The organism is Bradyrhizobium sp. 215_C5_N1_1 (assembly GCF_052075935.1).
Classification (GTDB): domain Bacteria; phylum Pseudomonadota; class Alphaproteobacteria; order Rhizobiales; family Xanthobacteraceae; genus Bradyrhizobium; species Bradyrhizobium barranii.
Genome location: NZ_CP197228.1, coordinates 7,350,000 through 7,372,133 on the forward strand (window position 1 = coordinate 7,350,000; position 22,134 = coordinate 7,372,133).

Annotated in this window: 24 protein-coding genes; 11 read left to right on the plus strand and 13 right to left on the minus strand. The window is 65.0% G+C overall.

Going from position 1 to position 22,134, the window contains the following annotated elements:
* Window positions 1-85 precede the first annotated feature (85 nt).
* Complete coding sequence (locus AB7G19_RS35135; protein ID WP_085403246.1) at window positions 86-817, plus strand: 4'-phosphopantetheinyl transferase family protein; 732 nt, start codon at window positions 86-88, stop codon at window positions 815-817.
* Window positions 814-1,794, plus strand: a complete 981-nt coding sequence (locus tag AB7G19_RS35140; RefSeq protein WP_085403245.1) for an LLM class flavin-dependent oxidoreductase — start codon at window positions 814-816, stop codon at window positions 1,792-1,794. The genes AB7G19_RS35135 and AB7G19_RS35140 overlap by 4 nt, the downstream gene beginning before the upstream one ends.
* On the opposite strand, the gene AB7G19_RS35145 is transcribed toward AB7G19_RS35140, so the two are convergent.
* Genes AB7G19_RS35145 through AB7G19_RS35155 form a run of 3 tightly spaced genes read right to left on the minus strand, consistent with a single transcriptional unit; the run spans window position 1,791 to window position 4,796 of the window.
* On the minus strand, window positions 1,791-2,630 hold the full coding sequence (locus AB7G19_RS35145; RefSeq protein ID WP_085403244.1) for an ABC transporter ATP-binding protein: 840 nt from the start codon (window positions 2,628-2,630) through the stop codon (window positions 1,791-1,793). The genes AB7G19_RS35140 and AB7G19_RS35145 overlap by 4 nt on opposite strands.
* Window positions 2,627-3,427, minus strand: coding sequence for an ABC transporter permease (locus AB7G19_RS35150; RefSeq protein ID WP_085403243.1), 801 nt, complete (start codon window positions 3,425-3,427; stop codon window positions 2,627-2,629). The genes AB7G19_RS35145 and AB7G19_RS35150 overlap by 4 nt, the downstream gene beginning before the upstream one ends.
* Before the next feature lie 4 nt (window positions 3,428-3,431).
* A complete protein-coding gene (locus AB7G19_RS35155) occupies window positions 3,432-4,796 on the minus strand; it encodes an ABC transporter substrate-binding protein (protein WP_094184296.1) in 1,365 nt (454 codons plus the stop codon).
* Window positions 4,797-4,815: 19 nt separating this feature from the next.
* Here AB7G19_RS35155 and AB7G19_RS35160 point away from each other — a divergent pair, with 19 nt between their 5' ends.
* Window positions 4,816-5,070, plus strand: coding sequence for a hypothetical protein (locus tag AB7G19_RS35160; RefSeq protein ID WP_094184283.1), 255 nt, complete (start codon window positions 4,816-4,818; stop codon window positions 5,068-5,070).
* Between the two features lie 87 nt (window positions 5,071-5,157).
* Complete coding sequence (locus AB7G19_RS35165; RefSeq protein WP_135215550.1) at window positions 5,158-5,997, plus strand: Crp/Fnr family transcriptional regulator; 840 nt, start codon at window positions 5,158-5,160, stop codon at window positions 5,995-5,997.
* Between the two features lie 156 nt (window positions 5,998-6,153).
* Here AB7G19_RS35165 and AB7G19_RS35170 read toward each other — a convergent pair whose 3' ends face one another.
* The 3 genes from AB7G19_RS35170 to AB7G19_RS35180 all read right to left on the minus strand — a co-directional run bounded on the left by AB7G19_RS35170 (window position 6,154) and on the right by AB7G19_RS35180 (window position 10,272).
* Window positions 6,154-7,179, minus strand: a complete 1,026-nt coding sequence (locus AB7G19_RS35170) for a histone deacetylase family protein (protein WP_085403242.1) — start codon at window positions 7,177-7,179, stop codon at window positions 6,154-6,156.
* Window positions 7,180-7,307: 128 nt separating this feature from the next.
* Complete coding sequence (locus AB7G19_RS35175; protein ID WP_085403241.1) at window positions 7,308-8,249, minus strand: SMP-30/gluconolactonase/LRE family protein; 942 nt, start codon at window positions 8,247-8,249, stop codon at window positions 7,308-7,310.
* On the minus strand, window positions 8,206-10,272 hold the full coding sequence (locus tag AB7G19_RS35180; RefSeq protein ID WP_085403240.1) for a PQQ-dependent sugar dehydrogenase: 2,067 nt from the start codon (window positions 10,270-10,272) through the stop codon (window positions 8,206-8,208). The genes AB7G19_RS35175 and AB7G19_RS35180 overlap by 44 nt, the downstream gene beginning before the upstream one ends.
* Before the next feature lie 207 nt (window positions 10,273-10,479).
* Between AB7G19_RS35180 and AB7G19_RS35185 the strand changes: the two genes are divergently transcribed.
* Window positions 10,480-10,713 carry a DUF6894 family protein gene (locus AB7G19_RS35185; RefSeq protein ID WP_014497658.1) on the plus strand — a complete coding sequence of 78 codons (234 nt, stop codon included), beginning with the start codon at window positions 10,480-10,482 and terminating at the stop codon, window positions 10,711-10,713.
* Window positions 10,714-10,722: 9 nt separating this feature from the next.
* Window positions 10,723-10,899: a hypothetical protein gene (locus AB7G19_RS35190; protein WP_201266224.1), complete on the plus strand. Its 177-nt coding sequence runs from the start codon at window positions 10,723-10,725 to the stop codon at window positions 10,897-10,899.
* 136 nt (window positions 10,900-11,035) lie between these two features.
* On the opposite strand, the gene AB7G19_RS35195 is transcribed toward AB7G19_RS35190, so the two are convergent.
* Window positions 11,036-11,809, minus strand: a complete 774-nt coding sequence (locus AB7G19_RS35195) for an enoyl-CoA hydratase-related protein (RefSeq protein WP_028149550.1) — start codon at window positions 11,807-11,809, stop codon at window positions 11,036-11,038.
* A 119-nt stretch (window positions 11,810-11,928) separates the two neighbouring features.
* On the opposite strand from AB7G19_RS35195, the gene AB7G19_RS35200 reads away from it, so the two are divergent.
* Together AB7G19_RS35200 and AB7G19_RS35205 are read left to right on the plus strand one after the other, a co-directional pair.
* Entirely contained in the window at window positions 11,929-13,518 is a 1,590-nt protein-coding gene (locus AB7G19_RS35200) for a gamma-glutamyltransferase family protein (protein ID WP_085403318.1), read from the plus strand.
* Between the two features lie 91 nt (window positions 13,519-13,609).
* Complete coding sequence (locus AB7G19_RS35205) at window positions 13,610-13,840, plus strand: hypothetical protein (RefSeq protein ID WP_041955033.1); 231 nt, start codon at window positions 13,610-13,612, stop codon at window positions 13,838-13,840.
* Between the two features lie 56 nt (window positions 13,841-13,896).
* Here AB7G19_RS35205 and AB7G19_RS35210 read toward each other — a convergent pair whose 3' ends face one another.
* The 4 genes from AB7G19_RS35210 to AB7G19_RS35225 are packed head-to-tail and all read right to left on the minus strand — an operon-like array spanning window position 13,897 to window position 17,362.
* Window positions 13,897-15,183, minus strand: a complete 1,287-nt coding sequence (locus tag AB7G19_RS35210; RefSeq protein WP_085403239.1) for an NAD(P)/FAD-dependent oxidoreductase — start codon at window positions 15,181-15,183, stop codon at window positions 13,897-13,899.
* A gap of 12 nt (window positions 15,184-15,195) precedes the next feature.
* Window positions 15,196-15,927 carry an amino acid ABC transporter ATP-binding protein gene (locus AB7G19_RS35215; RefSeq protein WP_085403238.1) on the minus strand — a complete coding sequence of 244 codons (732 nt, stop codon included), beginning with the start codon at window positions 15,925-15,927 and terminating at the stop codon, window positions 15,196-15,198.
* The gene (locus AB7G19_RS35220; RefSeq protein ID WP_014497665.1) at window positions 15,924-16,577 is read right to left on the minus strand and encodes an amino acid ABC transporter permease; all 654 of its coding nucleotides are present in this window, start codon (window positions 16,575-16,577) and stop codon (window positions 15,924-15,926) included. Before AB7G19_RS35220 ends, AB7G19_RS35215 begins: the two co-directional genes overlap by 4 nt.
* 26 nt (window positions 16,578-16,603) lie before the next feature.
* Window positions 16,604-17,362 carry an ABC transporter substrate-binding protein gene (locus AB7G19_RS35225; RefSeq protein WP_085403237.1) on the minus strand — a complete coding sequence of 253 codons (759 nt, stop codon included), beginning with the start codon at window positions 17,360-17,362 and terminating at the stop codon, window positions 16,604-16,606.
* A 179-nt stretch (window positions 17,363-17,541) separates the two neighbouring features.
* On the opposite strand from AB7G19_RS35225, the gene AB7G19_RS35230 reads away from it, so the two are divergent.
* Window positions 17,542-18,183 carry a helix-turn-helix domain-containing protein gene (locus tag AB7G19_RS35230; protein WP_085403236.1) on the plus strand — a complete coding sequence of 214 codons (642 nt, stop codon included), beginning with the start codon at window positions 17,542-17,544 and terminating at the stop codon, window positions 18,181-18,183.
* Window positions 18,184-18,449: 266 nt separating this feature from the next.
* On the opposite strand, the gene AB7G19_RS35235 is transcribed toward AB7G19_RS35230, so the two are convergent.
* Together AB7G19_RS35235 and AB7G19_RS35240 are read right to left on the minus strand one after the other, a co-directional pair.
* The gene (locus AB7G19_RS35235; protein ID WP_039146040.1) at window positions 18,450-19,715 is read right to left on the minus strand and encodes a D-amino acid dehydrogenase; all 1,266 of its coding nucleotides are present in this window, start codon (window positions 19,713-19,715) and stop codon (window positions 18,450-18,452) included.
* Window positions 19,716-19,785: 70 nt separating this feature from the next.
* A complete protein-coding gene (locus AB7G19_RS35240; protein WP_085403317.1) occupies window positions 19,786-21,114 on the minus strand; it encodes an aspartate aminotransferase family protein in 1,329 nt (442 codons plus the stop codon).
* Between the two features lie 149 nt (window positions 21,115-21,263).
* Here AB7G19_RS35240 and AB7G19_RS35245 point away from each other — a divergent pair, with 149 nt between their 5' ends.
* Both AB7G19_RS35245 and AB7G19_RS35250 read left to right on the plus strand, forming a co-directional pair.
* A complete protein-coding gene (locus AB7G19_RS35245) occupies window positions 21,264-21,812 on the plus strand; it encodes a cupin domain-containing protein (protein ID WP_014497670.1) in 549 nt (182 codons plus the stop codon).
* A 147-nt stretch (window positions 21,813-21,959) separates the two neighbouring features.
* Window positions 21,960-22,112: a hypothetical protein gene (locus AB7G19_RS35250; RefSeq protein WP_166082130.1), complete on the plus strand. Its 153-nt coding sequence runs from the start codon at window positions 21,960-21,962 to the stop codon at window positions 22,110-22,112.
* Window positions 22,113-22,134: the final 22 nt, after the last annotated feature.

Sequence of the window (22,134 nt, forward strand, 5' to 3'; positions counted from 1 at the left end):
CGGTCCGCTCAGTTGATTCTTGCTCAGTTGATTCTTCCGTCAGGGCCGGAGACTTGGCCTCCGCCTGACGCCATGGGCCTTATTGATGGCAGACGACAGAATTGAACTGTTTGTCGGACTGATCGAGACCATTGACGCTCCGGGCGCAGTCGATGCGTGCCGGCGCCTGCTCTCGGTCGACGAACGGATCCGCGCCGATCGCTTCATGTTCGAGCGGCATCGGCGGCAGTATATCTTCGCGCACGCGATGCTGCGCCTGGCGCTGTCGCAGGCCGCGCCGGACGTCGCACCCACCGATTGGTCCTTCGGGGCCGGTCGCTACGGGCGGCCGTTTGTCGCGGCGCCCGCGACCTCGACCGCGCTGCATTTCAGCCTGTCCCATGCCGATGGCTGCGTTGCCTGCGTCGTGTCCGGGCATGAGACCGTCGGCGTCGACGTCGAAACCGTGTCACGGCGTGTCGCGCCCCTGTCCACTGCGCTTCGCTTCTTTGCGCCGGAGGAGGTCGAAACGTTGCGCGGACTGCCGGAGCCCGCCGCGATCGAGCGCTTTTTCGACTATTGGACGCTCAAGGAGGCCTATCTGAAGGCAAGGGGGTTTGGGCTCAATCTGCCGCTCGACGCTTTCGCGATGCAGGTGTCCCGGGAGGCCATCGAGATCAGCTTCAAGCCCGATATCGCCGACGATCCGCATGCATGGCGCTTCTCGCTGTGCTCGCCGTCGCCCTCGCATCGCCTCGCGATCGCCGACGGCTCCCGCGCGGACGGCGGCCTTCCCATCACCCGCAATTCCTGGCCGTTCCAGGAAGCGGCTGAATGACGCCCCCGCGGCTGCGCGTCTTTCCCGCGATCTCGCGCAACCGCGATCCCAAGAAATATGTCGGCGAGCTGATGCGGGTGGCACAGTTCGCCGACCGTAACGGCTTCGAAGGCATCCTGCTGTTCGAAGGCAACGACGTGTTCGTCGAGCCCTGGGCGATGGCCCAACACATCATGGGTGAGACCGCGCGAAGCTCGCCGCTGATCGCGGTCAATCCGGTCTACATGCACCCGTTCACCGCGGCAAAATTCGTCTCGTCCTTTGCGCAGCTCCACGGCCGCAAGGTCTATCTCAACATGATCACGGGGACCGCGGTCAGCGATTTGCAGGGGCTGGGCGACGAGCAGTCGCATGCCGACCGCTACGTCCGGCTCGGCGAATTCGTCGCGCTGATGCGCCAATTGCTGGAAAGCCCTCGCCCGGTGAATTTCGAGGGCCGGTTCTACCGCGCGAGCAATCTGCAACTTCGCCCGCGCCTGCCGGCGGAGCTGATGCCGGAATTCCTGGTCGCGGGCCAGTCGGAGGCCGCGCAGCGCGTGGCGAAGGAGACCGGCTGCATCAAGATGCAGATGCTGCCGCCCGATCTCGATCGCGGCCTCGATGCGCCCGGAATGAACTTTGGCATCTTCGCCCGCGAGGGACGCGACGAGGCACGGCAGGCGGCAACGGCGCGTTTCCGTGACAATGCCGATGACCGCGAGCTGCTCGCGCTCACCGTGGAGAACAGCGATTCCGTGTGGAAGCGGCGGCTGTATGAAGGCCAGAGCGGCGAGCTCGCTGACAATGGCTACTGGCTGCTGCCGTACCTCACCTTCCAGGCCGACTGCCCCTATCTCGTCGGCAACTACATCGAGATCGGCGCAAAGCTGAAGGATTTTGCGGCGAAGGGCCTGACCACGATCATGCTCGACATGGTCGCCGACGAGGCCGAGATGCAGCACGTCCGCAAGGCGCTCGCGGCGAGCGGGATGTTCTAGGACGTCACGCCGAGCGGACTGAGCCGTGCCAACGGCTCGCTGCCCTCCGGCCGTCGCAAAAGCTGCATGACATGACGCTTCAGGCGTACGAACTCGGGTTCGGTCACGAGATCGTGGCTGCGTGGCCGCGCGAAAGGCAGCACGACATCCTCGATCACCCGGCCGGGTCTTGCGCTCATCACGACGATACGATCGGCGAGGAACAATGCCTCGTCGATGTCGTGGGTGACGAAGACGGTTGTGGTCGGGATCTTGCTCCAGATGTCGAGCAGGACCTCCTGCATCATGCCGCGCGTCTGCGCGTCGAGCGCGCTGAAGGGCTCGTCCATCAGCAGCACCCGCGGCTGGTTGATCAGGACCCTCGCAATTTCCACGCGCTGCTGCATACCGCCCGACAATTGCGTCGGATAGAACGCCTCGAAGCCGGAAAGGCCGACCAGCTTCAGGATCGCGTCGGCGGCGCGGTCGCGCTCCCTCCTCGCGAGACCCCGCATCTTCGGGCCGAAGGCGACATTGTCACGCACCCGCTTCCAGGGAAACAGCGTGTGCTGCTGAAACACCATGCCCCGGTCCGGGCTCGGACTCTGGACCTGCTGGCCGTCGACCGTGAGACGTCCAGCCGTGATCGGCAAATGCCCGGCCAGCGCGCCGAGCAGCGTGGATTTGCCGCAGCCGGAGGGACCGAGGACGCAGACGAGCTCGCCCGGCGCAATCGCGACATCGAGACCGCTGACCGCTTCGAATGCATCACCGCCCGCTCCGAGCGAGATCGAGACATCGGCGAAGTCGATCCGACCGACGCTCTTCGTGCCGATATCCGCGACCCGAATGTTCATCGCGCCACCTTCGGGCTCCGCCAGGGCATCAGAAGCCGCCCGGCCGTCGTCAGCAGCCAGCTGGATCCCATGCCGAGCAGACCGATGATCAGCATGCCGACGATGATGTCGGCGTAGTTCTGGAGCGTGTAGGCTTCCCAGGTGTAATAGCCGATGCCGAACTGGCCTGAGATCATCTCCGCGGTGACGAGGCAGAACCACGAGGTGCCCATGCCGATTGCAAGCCCGGTGACGATGCTGGGCGCGGCGTCCGGCAGCACGACCTCCCTCAGGATCGCCAACTCCCCCGCGCCGAGGCTGCGGGCGGAGGCAACCAGCCGGCGGTCGACATTCGCGACACCGTGGACGGTGTTCAGCACGATCGGAAACAAGGCACCGATGAAGGTGATGTAGATCATCGAGAGTTCGGACGACGGAAAGATCAGGATCGACAGCGGTATCCATGCCACCGCCGGTATCGGCCGCAGCAATTCCAGCGGCGGCAGCAAAAGATCGCTCGCGGCGCGTGACCGGCCGATGGCAAAACCAAGGATCACGCCGATCACGACCGCCGCCCCGTAGCCCGCGAACACCCGCCAGAGGCTACTGGTGATATGTGCCGTCAATTTCGGCGAACGAAACAGGGCGAGCGCGGATTGAACGACCTCGACCGGCGGCGGCACGTTGCGGAAGGTCACGATCCCCAGATTGAGATGCGTGGTCGAAGCGACCTGCCAAAGGGCAATGCAGGCCAGGATCGAAAGGCCGCGGACCATCCAGCGGATGCCCGCAGGCCGCGCCTTGATAGCGGTGGCCATCGCCTCACCGGCTCGCGACGAGGGACTCGCGCGCGGCCGCGAAGTCGAGCACCGCGCCACCGTTCTTCTTCGACCAGCCCTCGGCCGCCTGCTTGAGCAGGAACGCGCTCAGCTCGCCCTTGGATGACCGCACGAACCAGGCCTGGTTTGCGAACAGCTTGATGCCGCTCTCGCGATCCTGAGCGTAGACGACGCGGATGGTCTTGCCGTCCTTCTCGAGGCCGGCGAGCGCCTTCAGCGCGTTCTCGGGCGAGGCATAGTGGCGTACATGAGCCTCGTCCTTGACCCAGATCTGCGCGACGCGGCTGTAGTCGTTGATCTCGGCGCCCGTCGCAGCGTCCTTGGCGCGAAGCGGAAGCTGCGCATAGTTCTTCAGTTCGGAGTCGTAATCGCGCCCCGCCTGCGCCGCCGCGATACGGATGAACTTGTCGGTGACGAACTGGTTGATATCGAGATCGCTGTCCGCGCGCTTGAGCAGCTTCAGCGTCTTGATCGAGGTTGCGACCGCCTGGCGGTACTCCGGCTTCCAGGTCACATCGCGGGTCTGGAGACCGAGCGGTCCGTGAAAGAGGTAATCGACCTCCGCCTCGATGCCGGTCACCTTCGCGATCAGCTCGCTGTACTTCTCCGGCTCTTCAGCGATCAGGCGATCCGCTTCCAGCGCTGCGCGCAGATAGGCGACGACGATCTCGGGATATTTCTCGGCGTATTCCGCGTCGACCAACCCACCGTGGAATGTCGGGGCATTGGCCTGCGCGCCGTCAAAGATCTTGCGCGCGAAGCCGCGCCACGGAAACAGTTCGGCGAACGGAACGAAGTCGGCATGCGCCTCGACCTTGCCTGCCTGCAAGGCCGGCCCCGCAACCTCCGGCGCCTGCGTGATGATGTTGACGTCGGTCTCGGGATTCCAGCCCTTGGCCTCGATCGCGCGGAGCAGCATGCCGTGCGAGGTCGAGGCGAAGGGAACCGAGATGGTCTTGCCTTTGAGCTCATCGAGCGATTGCACCGGCGAGCTCGACGGCACCACGATGCCGTTGCCGCTGCCCTTGGTGCTGCCGGACAGCACGCTGATGAAGAGGCTGCGGCGTCCGGCCTTCTGGAACGCCACGCCGTTCAGCGAGCCCGGAAAGTCAGCCATCGCGCCGAAATCGAGCTTGCCTGCGACCATCTCGTTGGTGAGCGGCGCGCCGCTCGTAAAATTCTTCCACTGGATGTCGTAGGTGACATCCTTGTACTTGCCATCATGGGGCAAAAATTTCTCAAGCAGCTTGAGCTCGCGGATGAGCAGTCCGCCGGTCGCGCAATTGATCGTCGTGTCCTGCGTCCCGACCGCCACACGGATCGTCTCCGCCTGGGCCGGCGCGAACATCGCAACGGTGATGGCCACAATGGCCACACTGAATCTCAAAGAGCTGAATTCGATCATCGAACTGTCCTCGGGAGGCCGGGCGCGTGCCGGCGACAACGCTGGCCGGCACTATCGAAGGCGCGGCGCAACGCTTGAAGCAATTACTTGCATCGCTGTCGCAGGACGTTCGCGCCATGATTCCGTCGCGCAACGACGCAAAGGATTTTCTCAGGACGGAGCCATGGACAGAGGAATCATTCCACTGCCGATCGCCGCGCGTATCAAGCTTTGCTAAGTGATTTGGAACGATCGCAAAGAGATGGACATCGCACCATCGCCGCACTTACCTATTCGCAGGCCCCTGGAGAGCTGACGGATTGCGATGACCATACTCAAGGAAGCTGCCGCGATCGAGCCTGCCGCTTTCGCCGACCGGCCTCATGCAGGCGTTCCGTTCGACTGGATCGACCACAAGAAGACGCGGCGGGTCCGCAGCACACGTGCAAGGCCCGCAAGCTCGGCGCTGTTCATGAGCGAGACGATCGACGGGCTGAATGCCGGCGCGCATTTCCTCGACCGTTTGTCCGCGTCGGAGCAGGCGCGCGTGCACGCGGCCGGCCGCATCATCTCGGTGCCGCAGGGCGAAATGGTATTCAGCCAGGGCGATGGCCACGACGGCATCTTCATCATCCGCCGCGGACAGGTGCGGGTCTATTACACCGCGCCGTCGGGACGCGAGATCACGCTCGCCTATTGGACGCCGGGACATTTCATCGGAGGCCCCGAGATATCCGGCGGTGGCATTCACATGTGGTCGGGCATCGCCATCGAGGCCTGCGAGATCACGACACTCTCCGGGCCGGCGCTCGAGAAGCTGTTGACCGGCATGCCGAGCTTCGCGCTGGCGCTGATCGACGGCCTCATCGCCAAGGGCAAATGCTACTCCTCGATGGCGCAGATCCTCGGCACGCGCTCGGTGATCGAGCGGCTGGCGCAGTTCCTGCTCACGCTGTCGGAGTTGCACGGCACGGCCGACGGCGACACCATCATCATCAACCGCAAGATCACCCATGACCAGATCGCGGCCATGGTGGGCTCGACCCGGCAATGGGTGACGATGATGCTGAAGCGTTTCCAGAACCGCCGCATCATCGCCATCGACGGCAGCACCATCCAGATCAGGCGGATCGACCTGCTGGAGCAGATCCTTTTCAAGGACTGAGGTTCGCCTCTCCAGCGCCAGCGCTTTGGGCGTTGAAGCACCCTCAGCGTCATGGCCGGGCTTGTCCCGGCCATCCACGTCTCACCCCTCGGCGCAAAGAACGTGGATGCCCGGGACAAGCCCGGGCATGACGACCTACGCGGGGAGAGGTGAAGCTCACCGCGCCTCTTCGAATCCCGCCAGCACCGAGGTCAGGTTCGCGCCCAGAATATCCGAGAGATAGCCGCCCTCCTGCACGAACACGGTCGGCAGGCCCATCTTCGCGATCGCCTGGCCGATGCGGCGGAAGCCCGGCGTGGTGACGGCGAGGCCCTTCAGTGGATCATGCTCGGAGGCATCTAAGCCGAGTGCGATGACGAGGGCGCCGGGGGCAAAGGATTCGATCGCCCTGCGCGCGACATCCATCGCCTGGATGTAGCCGTCGTCGCCGGTGCCGATGGCCAGGGGGACGTTGAGATTGGCGCCGAGGCCGGGTCCTTCGCCGCGCTCATGCGCGTAGCCCCACACATAAGGATAGTACGCGATGGGGTCGGCGTGGATCGACACCGTGTAGACGTCAGGGCGTGCGTAGAAGATTCCTTGCGTACCGTTGCCGTGGTGGACGTCGACGTCCAGGATCACGACGCGCTCGTGCTTCAGACGCAGATGCGCCGCGGCGATCGCGCTGTTATTGAGGAAACAGAAGCCGCCGGCCATGTCGCGGTAGGCGTGATGGCCGGGCGGACGGCAGAGTGCATAGGTCGCATCCTCGCCGTCCATCACCATCTGCGCTGCCGTGACCGCAACATCGGTGGCAGCGCAGGCCGCGGCCCAGGTGCCGGGACCGATCGGCGCCGCGGTATCGGCGGTGTGCCAGCCAAGCTTGCCGACGATGTGGGTCGGATAGGTCGCGGCATGGCGCACGGGATGGATGTTGCCGATCATCTCCGGGCCGGAATCGCCGAGCGCGGTCCAGGCGTCCCAGGCTTCGCTGAGGAACGACAGATATTCCGGGCTGTGAATCCGCGCACGCGGCCCCTGTCCGAATGTCGTCGGTTCGACCAGTTGATGCTTGCCGTCCTTCAACCCCTTGAGCAGGCGATCGGCGCGCTCGGGCTGCTCTGTGGTGCGCTTGACGACACCGCGAACCAGGAAGAATTGCGGATCGTGGCTGCGATGCAGTTCGGTATGGACGGCTTTCACTCAAACACTCCGTGGTCGCGTTGACGGTGCCCACAGATGTCTAAATGCCTGCGGCGGCCAGATGCAAGCAAGAAGAATGCCGCCGCTTTGGTGCTGCTCTGCGCCGGAGGCAGACCGCCCGTGATGCTCTAGCAGCGCCCGCGCTGGAGGCAGTGCTCGCGGCCCTGCTGGTCGGTGCGGAAGGACTCGACGAAGCCGCCCTGACGCTGGGTGACGAAGACGGTCTTGCCGTCGCTGCCGCCGAAGGCGAGATTGGTCGGCTCCTTGCCCTTCAGCGCAATCTCCCGCTCGACAGCACCATTGGGCTTCATCAGCGCGATGGTGCCCTTGAGGATGCGCGCGACATAGAGACGGCCGGCGACGTCGGTGCGCAGGCCGTCGACGGTGTCGGGCTGGAAGGCTTTGACGAGTTTTGCGCCGGTGAGCTCGTTACCGCGGACGGTGTAGGACCAGATTTCGCCGCTGCTGGATTCCCCGACATAGAGCGTCTTGCCGTCAGGGCTGAGGTCGATGCCGTTGGTGGTGCCCATCGCGCGCGGCGCGGGCATCACCTGCCCCTGCACCGTGCCGTCCGCAGATTTGGCGATGCGCCAGATGTGGCCTTCCCTGCCCTTCCAGTTCGGATCGCTCGCATAGATCGTGCCGTCGCGCGCGACCGTGATGTCGTTGGGCTGGTTCATCTCGTCGGAATGAAACCAGACGACGGGCTCGCTCGCGCCCTTCGGGACAGCGAAGATGTTGTGCTTCTTGTAGTCGGCAATGAACATGGTGCCGTCACGCGCAAAGCGGATGGCGTTGCCGACGCTGCCCGCGGGCAGTGCCGTAAACTGCTCCGAAGCCGCGCCGCCCACCGGCAGCTTGCCGATGGTGCCGGGCTTGCCAAAGTTGACCACGAAGAGATTGCCGTCGAGATCGGCCGCCGGCCCTTCGATGCCGAAGGTGTATTCGCCCGACGGCGTCACCTGCACGCTTTCGAACAGCTTTGTTTCAGCATGGGCCGGCGATGCCGCGATGACGAGAAGGAGGCTACTGCACAGGCACCAGAAATTCCTGCCGAATGTAATAGCCATCGTCGTCGCTGCACTCGCCATTCAGATAGGGATCGGCAGGCCGGAAGAATCGGCTGAAGCCGGGTTTGTCTACAGCGCTCCTTTGTGTCACGACAACGACCTTGGCGGCCGGTATTTCGCCGCATTCCTTATTGGTCTTGCCAAAGAACTTGCGCTGCGGCGGGCCGGACTTGATCTGCATCCGCGTGCCCGGAACCATTTTCGCAACCAGCAGGTCCGCGGTATCGAGCACGCGCGTGTAGCCAGGTTCGGTCCTGGGCAGGCTTTCGCCGCCCGGCGGCATCAGCTTTTCGGCGCCGATACCGCGCAGCCGCGTGCGCAGCTTGCCGGAGCCTGGATCGCCCGGATAGATCCAGCCGTCCTGCGACAGCATGAAGCGTAGCACCGTCGCGTCCTTTTCCGCATCCGATTGCCCTGCCTTCAGGCCGAAATCCGAATGGCAGCCGACGCAGTGCTTTTCGACGAGCCCCTTACGCAGCGTGGTGAGCCGGATGCTGTTCTGCGCGTCTTTTGCGACGAAGGCGGCAAGCTGATCGATCAGCGCCTGGCTGCGCATGTCGCAAGGCAACGGCGGCGGATCGCCAGCAGCGCGATCGATGCGGATTACCGTCTGGTTCTTGTCCTCGACCAGCCAGATTGCGCCGTCCTCCGCGACCGTCATGCCGACGGGCGCTCCTTGCGGCCGCGCGCCGTTGACGCGGTGCCAGCCTGCGATCAGCTCGTCGAACGGCGCGGCGGCGACGTCGCCGGCGTCGGTCTGAAAGCTGTGGGTCGGATCTGCCGCGCAACTGACGTGGTAACGCACCGGCGCCGGGGCGGGCTTCGGGAAGCCATGGTCGTCGACGTCATAGACGAGGACGCGGCTGCCGGTCGGGCGATAGCCGTGCAGGCCGACCAGCAGCTTGCCTTCCAGTTCCGGGAATTTCGCGCCGTGATAATAGAGCATCGCGAGCGGCGCGCCGTGCGGCGGCATCAGCGAGAACGGCGCCTTGTAGAGCGCATTGGCCGTGCAGAGCGATTTGTAGACCCCGGATTGCAGCACGAGCTTGAATTCGGGGCTCGGCGTCGACAGGTCGTAGCAATAGGGCCAGCCATAGTGCCTGCCCTGCTCGATCGCGTTGATCTCCTCGTTCGGCTTGAAGATGTCGGGCAGGTCGCGCCCGTTCTCGCCTTGCAGGAAGGCGTAGCCGGCATCGGGAAAATTCGGATGCAGCGCCAGCGCCATCGAATTGCGCAGGCCGCGCGCGTAGACGGTGTGCGGCGGGTCGGGATCGGCCGGCTTCAGCGCCGGGAAGGTGCCGCCCGCGGGCGGTGTGAACAGCCAGATCGAGGCCATCGCGGACGCGCCCTCGGCCGCCGCGCATGGCCTTGTGATCGGCGCCGGCGTGATGCAGTCGTCGCTGTGCGAGCCGACATTGACGAACAGCCGCCCGTTCCTGTCAAAGACGAACTGCTTGAGCGGATGCGCGCTCTCGTCGAGCCTGGTGCCGTCGGGCAATGTGATCCGGCGGCCGGGCATGTGCCGGATGATGGTCTCGACCGTGCTGCGGGGATTGTCGGCGAGCGGATCGAACCGGAAGATCGTCTCCGCGGTCGAGGCGTACAACTTCTTGTCCGGGCCAATGACGAGGCCGAACGGATATTCGATGGCGGTCAGCAACTCCTTGAACCGCTGCCCCTGGGGCGCGCGGGGATCGAGCAGCAGCAGCCGTCCATCGGTGTGGCCCCAGCCGCCCATGTCGGCGACCACGAACAGGTCACGGCCCGGCACCTGCATGATCGAGCGCGGAAATTTCAGGCGATCCTCTTCGCTGGCGACGAGGCCGGCGCAGAATCCCGCCTTCATGTCGATCTGGATTCTGGGAAAGGCGAGATCGCCGCTGCCACAGGTTTCCGTGCCGATCGCGTAGCCGCTTTTCCTCACCGGCTCGGAGGAGGCTCCCGGGGCAAGACCGAACAGCGCTCCGGCGACGATCGCCGCAAGCAGGCTTCGGCGTTCATGCCAGAATGTGAGCTGGTTCACGGCGGTCCCCCGGACTTTCGGTCCAAAGTTGTTCCATGCCATGGGAACGCCGTCCAGTTGATCATCACCCCCCTGTGATCAAACCCGCTCGGGCCTTCGCAGCGACCAATCTCCGTAGATTCCCTTACCGGGCTCGCCCCGAATGTTTCGCAAAGGCCTCGGGTGGTATCGATTTGCCATCCCAGTCGCTCCCGACAGGAGACGCATATGGTCCAGGTCTATTTTCACTGCTCCAACACCGAAGGCACGCTGATCGATCGCAGCGGCACCGCGGTGGCCAGCCTGACCGAGGCGCGTGACCGTGCGGCCCAGATCATGCACTCGATGATCTACACCCCGGGTGCCGAAGACTGGCGCGACTGGGTGATCCATGTCAGCGGCTCCGACGGCGAGGAGATCTTCGACCTTCCCTTCACCGCCATGCTCGGCAAGCCGCATTGAGGTGATGTCGTGCTGTTCGCTTCATTAACCCTGCTCTGCCAGCCCCTCAACCTCGTCGCCACCAAGTGGCAGAAGCTGGTGCGGATCGCAGGCAACCCCTACCGCCCCGAGCTGCACTACATGCGCGGGCCTGGCCCGAAATGGCACGCCAAATATCGGGCCAGCCGGCTGGATCGCAGGCTCTGAGCGCCGCGGCTCTTTTCCTGCTAACGATCTCTCGTCATGCCCGGGCTCGTCCCGGGCATCCACGTCTTGGCCACCACGAAAGAACGTGGATGGCCGGGACAGGCCCGGCCATGACGACCAGCGAGCACAGGTCACTTCACTTCCCCGTAAACTTCGCCTTGCGCTTCTCGACGAAGGCGGTGCGGCCTTCGATGGCGTCGGCGCTCTTGCGGATCGTGGCCTGAACCTCGATCTCGCGGCGGAACTGCGCCTCGTAAGCCGCATGCTCGCTCTCCTCGACAAGCGCACGCGTTGCGACCAAAGCGCGCGTCGGGCCGTCCGCCAGACGGCGCGCCAGGGCCAGCGCCTCGTCCATCAGCTTCGCATCGTCGACGACCTGCCGCACCAAGCCGATCTCCTGCGCGCGTTCGGCCGTCAGGGGCTCGTTCAGCAACATCAGCTCGAGCGCGCGCTGCCGGCCGACCAGCCGCGGCAGCAGCCAGGTCGAACCGAGGTCAGGCACCAGGGCGATCCGGCTGAACACCTGGATGAAGCTCGCCGACCGCGCCGCAACAATCATGTCGCCGGCCATCGCAAGGCTGAAGCCGCCGCCGGCCGCGACGCCGTTGACGGCGACCACGACAGGCACGCGGCATTCGCGCAACGCCTTGAACGCCGGCCAGTAGAACCGCATCACGCCGGCGGCGATGTCCTCGCCCAGCGCTTCCGATGCCTTCAAATTCTGTCCTGAGCAAAATCCGCGCCCCGCGCCGGTGAGGATCAGTGCGCGAATGCCCTCATCCCCAGTCATCTCGGCGACGGCGGCAGCGAGCGCGCCGAGCAGGTCCGGCGTCATCGCGTTCAGACTCGCCGGCTCGTCGAGCGTCAAGATCCCAACCGCGCCATCCCGCGCCTGTTTCACACCTGCCATGCCGCTTCTCCCTTTGGATTTTCTCGTTGGCGGCAATGTGCCATCCTTCGCGCGCCCCGCCAATGCTGCAGCTTCCGCGTGAAGCCAGAACAACCGAATCCAGAGATCAAGACGACATCATGCCTCATCAGTTCAGCCTCGCCCAAGCCGTCCGCAAACCCGCCGTCACATCCAAGGGCGGCATTGTCGCTTCGCAATCGCGGCGGGCGGCCGAAGTGGGCGCGCAAGTGCTGGCGGCAGGGGGCGACTGCGTGGACGCGATCGTCGCGACCACCTTTGCGCTGAACGTGCTGGAGCCCTGGAACAGCGGCATCGGCGGCGGCGGCGCGATGGTGTTGTACCGTGCCAAGGAAAATCGCACCGAGGTGATCGACTACGGCATGTGCGCGCCACAGAGCCTGCGCACCACCGACTACCCGCTCAGCGGCGAAGGCGCGGCCTCCGATCTGTTTCCGTGGCCGCGGGTCAAGGACGATCGCAACATCCACGGCCCCGGCTCGGTCGCCGTGCCCGGCGTCGTCGCCGGCATGGAGGAGGCGCATCGCCGCTACGCCAAGATGCCGTGGAAAGACCTGGTCGCACCGGCTGCCGCGCTCGCCGGCGAAGGCCTGCTGGTCGATTGGTGGACCACGCTGACGATCGCGGCATCGGCAGCCGATCTCAGGCGCTATCCCGCGAGCGCGGCCGCGTTCCTGAAGGATGGCCTGCCGCCGAGCGCGCCGTGGGGCATCAAGTCCGAGACGCGGCTGCCACTGGCCACGTTGAAGGCGACGTTGTCACACCTCGCCGCTGCCGGTCCGCGCGATTTCTACCAGGGCGACCTCGCCAAAAGCATCGCATCCGACATCAAGGCCGACGGCGGCTCGCTGTCGGTGGAGGATCTCGCCGCGTTTCGCGCCCATCTGCGCGAGCCGCTGGCGATCCCCTATCGCGACGGCAAGGTGTATGCGACGCCGGAGCTCACGGCCGGACCGACAATGGCGCATGCGCTGCGGCTGTTGCAGCAGAGTCTGAAGCCGGGAAGCGCACCCGACGCGACCACCTACAGCGAATATGCGCTCGCCTTGCAAGCGGCCTTCCGCGAGCGGCTCAAGGACATGGGCGATGCCGACGGCAAGCGCTCGCTCGGCGCCGAATATCTGGCGCCCGCCTGCACAACGCATTTCTCCGTGGTCGACCGCCACGGCAATATCGCAGCGGTCACACAGACCCTGCTCTCATCCTTCGGCTCGAAATACGTGACGCCGCACACCGGCATCGCCATGAACAACGGCATCATGTGGTTCGACCCGACGCCGGGCACCACCAACTCGCTCGCACCAGGCAAGCGCTGCCTCTGCAACTACACGCCCGTCATCGCCGAAACGAAGGACGGCAAGCGTCTCGCGGTCGGCGCCTCCGGCGGCCGCCGCATCCTGCCGTCGGTGATGCAGCTCGTGTCCTTTGCGATGGATTTCGGCATGGACCTCGATACAGCCATCCACCAGCCGCGGATCGACGCCAGCGAAGGCGCGGTCGTGATCGGCGACATCAGACTGCCGGCGGACGTACGCAAGACACTTGCCGCACGCTTCGATTATGAAGAGACGCAAGTGCAGGCCGTGCCGCAGAAGTTCGCCTGCCCCAGCGTGGTGATGCGCGAGGGCGATACGAATTCGGGCGCGGTCGAGATCTTCCAGCCCTGGGCCGACGCTGTCGCCGAATCCTGAGCGTCACGACTCCTCCGCATTTGCACGCGACACCGCGATCGATGTTCGTTCGTCGAACGGACAGATGCGTGCCTAACAGGAGAGATTTCGGATGAAGAAACTTGCGCTCGCCGCAACACTGATCATCGCGGCCGGCTTCACCATGCCAAACGCCGCATTCGCCAGGGGCGGCCACGGACATGGTCATGGCCATGGTCACGGCCATCATGGCGGATACCATGGACATCGCCATGCCACTCCTCCCGGATGGCATCACGGGCGCAAGGTCGGCTGGCGCGGCAGGGGCTGCCCGCCCGGCCTGTGGAAACAGGGCCGCTGCTGACGCCCTATCTGCAAGTCATGCAAGGCGTCGCTCCTGACGGGGCGGCGCCTTCTTCTTCAAACGCCCAGCCGATCCCGCACCCGGCCCGCGATCACAGCAGTCGTAACCCCCAAGGGCCAGAACGCGTGCATCGGGATCGGCTTGATGCCTGTGACCGGCATGTCGATCTCGGCCTTGGCACCGCCGATCAGCCGGCGCGCGAGCTGCGCGCCCATCGCGGTCGAGAGCGCGACGCCGCGGCCGTTGCAACCGAGCGAGATCAGGACGCTCTCCGTCGGCTCGTGCACATGGGGATAATGATCCTTGGTGATGGCGAGCCGGCTGTTCCAGCCGTGCGTCCAGGCGGCGCCCTTGAGCTGCGGCCATAGCCGCTCGGCATAACGCATGAGATAGGCGACGTCGTTGGGCGACTTGATCCAGCGCATCGGGCCGCGGCCGCCCATCAGCAGGCGGTTGTGCTGATCGATGCGGTAATAGACCGTGATGTGGCCGCTCTCGTAGAGCACCGGCCGTGTCGGCATGATCGAGCGGGCGACCGCGTCGGAGAGCGGCGCGGTGGCGGCAATCGAGGAGAATACCGGCACGATGGTACGGCGGAGCGCCGGCCAGAGATCGTCGGTGAAGCCGTTGGTGGCGAGCAGGACCTTGTCGGCATGCACCACCGCGTGCGGCGTCTCGATGCGCCAGCGCGCGCCGTCGCGACGGAGCGACAGCGCCGGCGTCTCGCCATGGACCTTCGCGCCCGCGGAGATCGCAGCGCGCGCAAGACCGCGGGCGTAGCTGAGCGGATGGAGATCACCGCCGCGCGTGTCCAGCATCGCGCCGATGTAGCGGTCCGTGCCGGTCATCTCGCGCAACTGCTCGCGGTTCAGATATTGCACCGGCATGCCGCGGCGGATGCATTGCTCCGCCGTCTTCTCGATCGCGGCGGCGCTGGCCTCGTTGTAGGCCGCGCGCAGCGTGCCATTCTGCCGCGCTTCGCAAGGGATCTGGTAGCGGCGGATCAGGTCGTGCGTGAAATTGGTCGTGCCGTAGGAGAAGTCGATCATGCGGCGGCCGAGCTCGGCGCCGAAATCGGCCTCGATCTGATCGGGGTCGTGCTTCAGGCCTGGATTGGTGTGGCCGCCATTGTTACCCGACGCGCCCCAGCCCGGCTCCTGCGCCTCGAGCACCAGAGCCTCGACACCTTGCTCCGCCAGATGCAAAGCCGTGGACAGCCCGGTGTAGCCGCCACCGACGATAGCAACGGAGACGGTCTTGTCGACATCGAGCGGCGGCGTGGCAACCGGCGCGACGGCGGTGTCGGCATAGAGCGAGGGCGGCAGAGGCAGGCGCGTCGTCATGACAAGGACCGATCAGAGCGGATGTAGCACGCGGCGCAAAAAGTCCTGCGTGCGCGGGTGCTGGGGTTGATTGAGGACGGCCGTCGCCGCGCCCTGCTCGACGATGACGCCGCCGTCGATGAACAGCACGCGGTCGGCGACGTCGCGGGCAAAGCCCATCTCGTGGGTGACGACGACCATGGTCATGCCGTCATCGGCGAGCTTGCGCATCACGCCGAGCACGTCACCGACCAGTTCGGGATCGAGCGCCGAGGTCGGCTCGTCGAACAGGATCGCCTTTGGCTGCATCGCGAGTGCGCGCGCGATGGCGACGCGCTGCTGCTGGCCGCCGGAGAGCTGCGGCGGATGCGCATCGGCCTTTTCGGCGAGGCCCACCTGACCGAGCAGCGCGCGGCCGCGCTCGAGCACCTGCGCACGCGGCTCCTTCTTTACAAAGAGCGGGCCTTCGACGACGTTCTCCAGCACGGTCCGATGCGGGAACAGGTTGAAGCGCTGGAACACCATCGAGACCTGGGTGCGGACCTTCACGATGGAGGACGCATCGCGATCGACCTTCAGTCCCTCGACGTTGATCTCGCCGCGGTCGTAGCTTTCCAGCCCGTTGATACAGCGCAGGATCGTCGACTTGCCGGAGCCCGAAGGGCCAATGATGCAGACCACCTCGCCCTTCTGGACGGAGGCCGTGATGCCCTTGAGCACCTCGTTCTGGCCAAAGCTCTTGTGGACGTCGGTGAGCTCGATCATTTCTTGCCCGCCCGCTTCTCGAAGTGACGGACCAGCAGGATCAGCGGGATGCTCATGGTGAGATACATCAGCGCCACCAGCGTGAACACGTTGGTGTTCTTGAAGGTCGAGGACGCGATCAGCTTGCCTTGAAGGGCGAGCTCGGCGACCGTGATGGTCGAGGCCTGCGACGAATCCTTCAGCATCATGATCATGACGTTGCCGTAGGGCGGCAGCACGATGCGCACCGCCTGGGGCAACACCACGCGGCGCATGGTCAGCCACCAGCCCATGCCGATCGACTGCGCCGCCTCGATCTGGCCCTTGTCGATCGCCTCGATGCCCGCGCGGAAATTCTCGGCCTGGTAGGCCGAATAGGCGATGCCGAGCCCGAGGATCGCGGCCTGCAAGGCCGACAGCGTGACGCCGAGATCCGGCATCACGAAGTAGAGATAGAACAACAGCACGATGATCGGGATGCCGCGGATCACGTTGATCAGGCTGGCGCTGAGCATCGACAGCACCTTGATGCCGGAGACCCGCATCATCGCCCAGATCAGACCCAGCACCGTCGAGAGCAGCAGCGAGCCGATGGTGACGACGATCGTCAGCGCGACGCCGCTCATCAGGATCGGGAAGAATTCGACGGCGTCGTGCCAGAAGCCTTTCATCGGTTAGCCTTACCAGCCTCTGTCGATCAACCCTGCGCCTTCTGACCCCACTTCTCGAGGATCTTGTCGATGGTGCCGTTGGCCTTCAGCTTCGCCAGCGAGGCGTTGATCTTGCCGAGCAGCGCGGCCTCGCCCTTGCGGACGCCGATGCCGACCGAACCGACCGTGACGGGCTTGTAGCCGTCGACGAGACGCACCTCGGGGAAACCGCCCTGCTTCAGATTGTAGGCGAGGATCGGATAGTCGGCGTAGCCGGCCTTGAGGCGACCGGTGTTGACGTCGCGCAGGATGTCCGGGATGTTGTCGTAGGCCTTGACGTCGGCGAACAGGCCGGACTTCTTCAGCGCATCGACGAAGGCGGTGCCGACCTGGGCGCCGACCGTCTCGCCCTTCAGATCATCCTGCGTGGCATAGGCCTTGGTGTCGCTCTTCGGGACCACCAGGCCTTCGCCGTAGGTGTAGATCGGATCGGAGAAGTCGACGACCTCCTTGCGCGGCGCGGTGATGAACATCGCCGCCGCAATCATGTCGATCTTGCCCGATGTGAGCGACGGGATCAGCGCCGAGAACGCCATCGGCTCGATCTGCACGCTGAGGCCGGCGTCCTTGCCGATCTCGGTGACGATGTCGACCATGATGCCCTGGATGGTGTTGGTCTTGGTGTCGAGGAAGGTGAAGGGAATGCCTGTCGGCGTCGAGCCGACCTTCAACGCCTGCTGCGCCGAAGCCGGCATCACCGCTGCAATCGCGAGCGCCGCGACCGCGGCCAGACCAAAACGCTTCATCGCATCCCCCTTTGGGCTTGGCCGATGTCGGCGCTCGCGCATGTCGTGATCAGACGTTGCGGGCCAAGCCGTTTCGGCCTATTTTCACCAATATGAAAATTTGGTCACACTTTCGCGGGCGATGCAAGCGATTTTCATGCACATGAAGGAAGCGGTTTGACGTGAGCGGTGGCAAAAGAATGCGCAAACCGGCCGCCGCAAAGCCGGCGAAGGTGAAAGCCAAGGCTACCACCAAGCCGGCCGAGCCCGCGATGGATGTCGCGGTCGGCCGCCGTATCCGCGATCTCAGGCGTGTCAGACAATTCTCGCTCGAGACCGTCGCGGCGCGCACCGACCTGTCGATCGGCTTCCTCAGCCAGATCGAGCGCGGCCTGTCGTCGCCATCGCTGCGCGTGCTGGCAACGCTCTCCGACGTGCTCGGCGTCGGCATGGCCGCTTTGTTCGGTGCGAGCCCAAGTCCCGACGGCGCCTCCGGCCAGGTGGTGACGCGCGGGCTTCAGCGGCCGGAACTGAAACTCTGGCGCAGCGGAATTTCGAAGCAATTGCTGAGCGCTGCGGGCAGCGACAACCGGCTCAACCTGTTCCTGGTGCATATCGATCCCGGCGGCTCCGCGGGCGACGAACTCTATACCCATGACGGCGAGGAAGCCGGCCTCGTGCTCGAAGGCGAGATGATGCTGACGGTGGACAGCGAGACGTGGTCGCTGAAGACGGGCGACAGTTTTCGGTTCGCGAGCCGAAGGCCGCACCGGTTTTCCAATCCGGCACAGGATGCGAAGGCTGTGGTGCTGTGGGTGAATTGCGTGACAGGGGCGGGGTAGCTTCTTTTCGCGCCGCGAGCGCAATTCCAGTCCTGTCATCCTGAGGCGCTCGCGCAGCGAGCCTCGAAGGATGCACGGCTCCGATAGAGCCGGGCCGTCGCCCTTCGAGGCTCGCTGAAGAAGCGGCCACCTCAGGGTGACGGAGAGGGAGTGAGTGAGCGATGCCTCTCCACCGTCATTGCGAGCGCAGCGAAGCAATCCAGGCTGCCACCGCGGAAAGATACTGGATTGCTTCGCTGCGCTCGCAATGACGAGCAGATGGAGTCTTAGCCGAACCGATACTTGTACCGGTCCACCGTCAGCGCGCTCACATCGACCTCCGGCTTCTTGCCCGACAGCATGTCCGCGAGCACGCGGCCGGAGCCGCAGGACATGGTCCAGCCGAGCGTGCCATGGCCGGTGTTGAGGTGGAGGTTGCCGTATTGCGTCGGGCCGATCACCGGCGGGCCGTCCGGCGTCATCGGACGCAGGCCGCTCCAGAACGTCGCCTTGGAGAGATCGCCGCCGCGCGGGAACAGATCGGTCAGCGAGTGATCGAGCGTGGCGCGGCGGGCGTCGTAGAGCTGGCTCGAATAGCCGGAGATCTCGGCGGTGCCGCCGACGCGGATGCGATTGCCGAGGCGGGTGATCGCGACCTTGTAGCTCTCGTCCATCACAGTCGATTCCGGCGCGCCGGAGGCGTCCTTGATCGGCACCGTGATCGAATAGCCCTTCACCGGATAGACCGGCAATGAGATGCCAAGCGGTGCAACGAGCCGCGACGACCAGCTTCCGAGCGCGAGAACGTAGGCATCGGCCTGCAACGTGCCCGCACTGGTCACGACACCACTGACGCGCGCGCCATCCGTGACGATGCGGTCGATGCCGGTGTTGAACATGAAGCGAACGCCGAGCGCTTCGGCATGCTTGGCCAGCGCCTGCGTGAACATGTGGCAGTCGCCGGTCTCGTCCTGCGGCAAGCGAAGCCCGCCGGCGAACTTCTCCTTCACGGCGGCGAGCGCCGGCTCGACCGCGATGCAGCCCTCCCGGCTCAACACCTCGAAAGGAACGCCATACTGCTTGAGCACGGCGATGTCCTCACCGGTGCCATCGAGCTGCGCCTGGTGACGGAACAGCTGCAGCGTGCCCTGTGAACGCTCGTCATACTGGATGCCGATGTCGCGGCGCAGGTCGCGCAGGCAATCGCGGCTGTATTCCGCGATCGGGATCATCCGGCTCTTGTTGACCGCGTAACGCGCGCTGGTGCAGTTGCGCAGCATCTTGGACAGCCAGACCCACATCACAGGGTCGAGCTTCGGCCGGATCACCAGCGGGCCATGCTTCATCAGCAGCCATTTGATCGCCTTCACCGGCACCCCGGGGCCGGCCCAGGGCGACGAATAGCCGGGCGACACCTCGCCCGCGTTGGCGAAAGAGGTCTCCAGCGCCGGCTCGGGCTGACGGTCGACGACCGTCACCTCATGTCCGGCACGCGCAAGGTAGTAGGCAGAGGTGACACCGATGACACCGCTGCCGAGGATCAGAACTTTCACGCTTCGTCAAACTCCCGCGGCATCACGCTCGCCGCTGCAAGAACAAACTCCGCAACGGCGAGAGCAATTATCAGGCCACCCGCTTGATGGCGTCGCCGAGGATCGAGACCATATCGTCGATATGGCTCTTCTCGACGATGAGGGGCGGCGACAGCGCGAAGCTATCGCCGCTCATGCGGAAGTACAGACCGCGATTGAAGCAATCGACCATGACGTCGTAACCACGCGCGCCGACCGCACCGTCACGCGACGACAGCTCGACAGCGCCCATCAGGCCGCAATTGCGGATGTCGACGACGTTCGGCAGGCCCTTCAGCGAATGCAGCGCATCGCCCCAGTACCCGGCGATCGACGCACCGCGCGTGAGCAGACCCTCGTCCTTGTAGATGTCGAGCGTCGCGATGCCGGCGGCACAGGCGGTCGGATGCGCGGAATAGGTGTAGCCGTGGAACAGCTCCATCTGGTTCTCCGGGCCGACCATCAGGCCGTCGTGAACCTTGCGGCTCGCGAACACCGCGCCGCAGGGAATGGTGCCGTTGGTGATGCCCTTGGCCGTCGTCATCAGGTCCGGCGTGACGCCGAAGAAGTCGGCGGCGAACGGCGTGCCGAGGCGGCCGAAGCCGGTGATGACCTCGTCGAAGATGAGCAGGATGCCGTGCTTGTCGCAGATCTCGCGCAGACGCTTAAGATAGCCCTTCGGCGGCGGCAGCACCGCGGTCGAGCCCGGCACCGGCTCTACGATGACGGCGGCGATCGTCTCGGCGCCATGCAGGCCGACCAGACGCTCGAGATCGTCGGCGAGCTCGGCGCCATGCTCAGGCTGGTCCTTGGCGAAGGCGTTGCGGGTGAGATCGTGGGTGTGGCGGATGTGGTCGACGCCCGGCAGGTGGGTCGCAAACGCGCGGCGATTGGCGACCATGCCGCCGACCGACATGCCGCCGAAGCCGACGCCGTGATAGCCGCGCTCGCGGCCGATCAGACGGGTGCGGCTCGCCTGGCCGTTGGCGCGGTGATAGGCGAGCGCGATCTTCAGCGCAGTGTCGACCGACTCGGAGCCGGAGTTGGTGAAGAAGATGCGGTCGAGGCCCTTCGGCGCGATCTCGGCGAGACGCTCGGCGAAGTCGAATGCCAGCGGATGGCCCATCTGGAACGACGGCGCGAAGTCCAGCGTCATCAGCTGGCGCTCGACCGCGGCGGCGATCTGCTTGCGGCCGTGGCCGGCATTGACGCACCAGAGGCCGGCGGAGCCGTCGATCACCTTGCGGCCGTCGACGGTGGTGTAGTGCATGCCCTCGGCCGAGGAGAACAGGCGCGGCGCCTTCTTGAACTGACGGTTGGCCGTGAACGGCATCCAGAACGAGTCGGTCTTGATAGTGTTCGGAATCTGATGAAGGGTCACGGGCCACGCTCCTTTGCTGACCGGATAGCAGAGGCACGGCTTCGGAAGCGCAACAAGTCCTTTTCTGGTCACCTGCAAGCCATTGATTTCACTGGGGCTGCCGGTCCATATTTGCGCGATCCGCAACACCTGCAACAGGGACCAGGGGCATGAGCGTCGACATCGGTGGACGGCTGCGATTCATCCGGGCGCACCACAAGCTGTCGCAGCGCGAGCTCGCCAAGCGCGCCGGGGTCACCAATTCGACGATCTCGCTGATCGAATCCAACCAGATGAACCCGTCGGTCGGCGCGCTCAAGCGCATCCTCGACGGCATCCCGATGGGGCTCGCCGAGTTCTTCGCGCTGGAGCCGGAGTCGCGGCGCAAGATCTTCTACCGTGCGGAGGAGCTGACCGAGGTCGGCAAGAAGCCGATCTCGTATCGCCAGATCGGCGACAATCTGTTCGGCCGCAGCCTGCAGATCCTGAAGGAGCGCTACGAGCCCGGCAGCGACACCGGGCGCGTTCACCTCGTCCATGACGGCGAGGAAGGCGGCATCGTGATCTCGGGCAAGCTCGAAGTCACCGTCGAGGACGAGCGCCGCATCCTCAATCCCGGCGATGCCTACTACTTCGAGAGCCGTCGCCCGCATCGCTTCCGCTGCGTCGGCGGCAAGCCGTGCGAAGTGATCTCGGCCTGCACGCCGCCGACGTTTTGAGGCGCATCGACATTATCCGGAATCTTACGGAGTGCCCCGGTGTCTTACGGAGCTTGAGGCATCTCAAATTCCGCGCGTCGATCCTCTATATGTTGCGAACCCAAGCCGAGGAAACATTCCGGCGCCGCTTCATAACTGGGCTCGAAGATGAAGATCACGCTCGCCAATGCAGAGGCTGCGCTCGATGAAGTGCAGCGCGACACCGACAAGCTCCATTCGCAGGAGCTGCGTAAGGCTATTGCCGACTACATCGAGACGCAGCGAGAAGCGCTGAAGGCGCTCCGCAAGAAACTGCATTAGCAGGACGCGGCGGAACGAGAAG

Excerpts from the sequence above, each read along its gene's own strand:
- AB7G19_RS35135 (WP_085403246.1), top strand. The coding sequence starts at position 86 with ATGGCAGACGACAGAATTGAACTGTTTGTCGGACTGATCGAGACCATT.
- AB7G19_RS35140 (WP_085403245.1), top strand. The coding sequence starts at position 814 with ATGACGCCCCCGCGGCTGCGCGTCTTTCCCGCGATCTCGCGCAACCGC.
- AB7G19_RS35145 (WP_085403244.1), bottom strand. The coding sequence starts at position 2,630 with ATGAACATTCGGGTCGCGGATATCGGCACGAAGAGCGTCGGTCGGATC.
- AB7G19_RS35150 (WP_085403243.1), bottom strand. The coding sequence starts at position 3,427 with ATGGCCACCGCTATCAAGGCGCGGCCTGCGGGCATCCGCTGGATGGTC.
- AB7G19_RS35155 (WP_094184296.1), bottom strand. The coding sequence starts at position 4,796 with ATGTTCGCGCCGGCCCAGGCGGAGACGATCCGTGTGGCGGTCGGGACG.
- AB7G19_RS35160 (WP_094184283.1), top strand. The coding sequence starts at position 4,816 with ATGGCCACACTGAATCTCAAAGAGCTGAATTCGATCATCGAACTGTCC.
- AB7G19_RS35165 (WP_135215550.1), top strand. The coding sequence starts at position 5,158 with ATGACCATACTCAAGGAAGCTGCCGCGATCGAGCCTGCCGCTTTCGCC.
- AB7G19_RS35175 (WP_085403241.1), bottom strand. The coding sequence starts at position 8,249 with ATGGCTATTACATTCGGCAGGAATTTCTGGTGCCTGTGCAGTAGCCTC.
- AB7G19_RS35185 (WP_014497658.1), top strand. The coding sequence starts at position 10,480 with ATGGTCCAGGTCTATTTTCACTGCTCCAACACCGAAGGCACGCTGATC.
- AB7G19_RS35195 (WP_028149550.1), bottom strand. The coding sequence starts at position 11,809 with ATGGCAGGTGTGAAACAGGCGCGGGATGGCGCGGTTGGGATCTTGACG.
- AB7G19_RS35200 (WP_085403318.1), top strand. The coding sequence starts at position 11,929 with ATGCCTCATCAGTTCAGCCTCGCCCAAGCCGTCCGCAAACCCGCCGTC.
- AB7G19_RS35205 (WP_041955033.1), top strand. The coding sequence starts at position 13,610 with ATGAAGAAACTTGCGCTCGCCGCAACACTGATCATCGCGGCCGGCTTC.
- AB7G19_RS35210 (WP_085403239.1), bottom strand. The coding sequence starts at position 15,183 with ATGACGACGCGCCTGCCTCTGCCGCCCTCGCTCTATGCCGACACCGCC.
- AB7G19_RS35215 (WP_085403238.1), bottom strand. The coding sequence starts at position 15,927 with ATGATCGAGCTCACCGACGTCCACAAGAGCTTTGGCCAGAACGAGGTG.
- AB7G19_RS35220 (WP_014497665.1), bottom strand. The coding sequence starts at position 16,577 with ATGAAAGGCTTCTGGCACGACGCCGTCGAATTCTTCCCGATCCTGATG.
- AB7G19_RS35225 (WP_085403237.1), bottom strand. The coding sequence starts at position 17,362 with ATGAAGCGTTTTGGTCTGGCCGCGGTCGCGGCGCTCGCGATTGCAGCG.
- AB7G19_RS35230 (WP_085403236.1), top strand. The coding sequence starts at position 17,542 with ATGCGCAAACCGGCCGCCGCAAAGCCGGCGAAGGTGAAAGCCAAGGCT.
- AB7G19_RS35245 (WP_014497670.1), top strand. The coding sequence starts at position 21,264 with ATGAGCGTCGACATCGGTGGACGGCTGCGATTCATCCGGGCGCACCAC.
- AB7G19_RS35250 (WP_166082130.1), top strand. The coding sequence starts at position 21,960 with ATGAAGATCACGCTCGCCAATGCAGAGGCTGCGCTCGATGAAGTGCAG.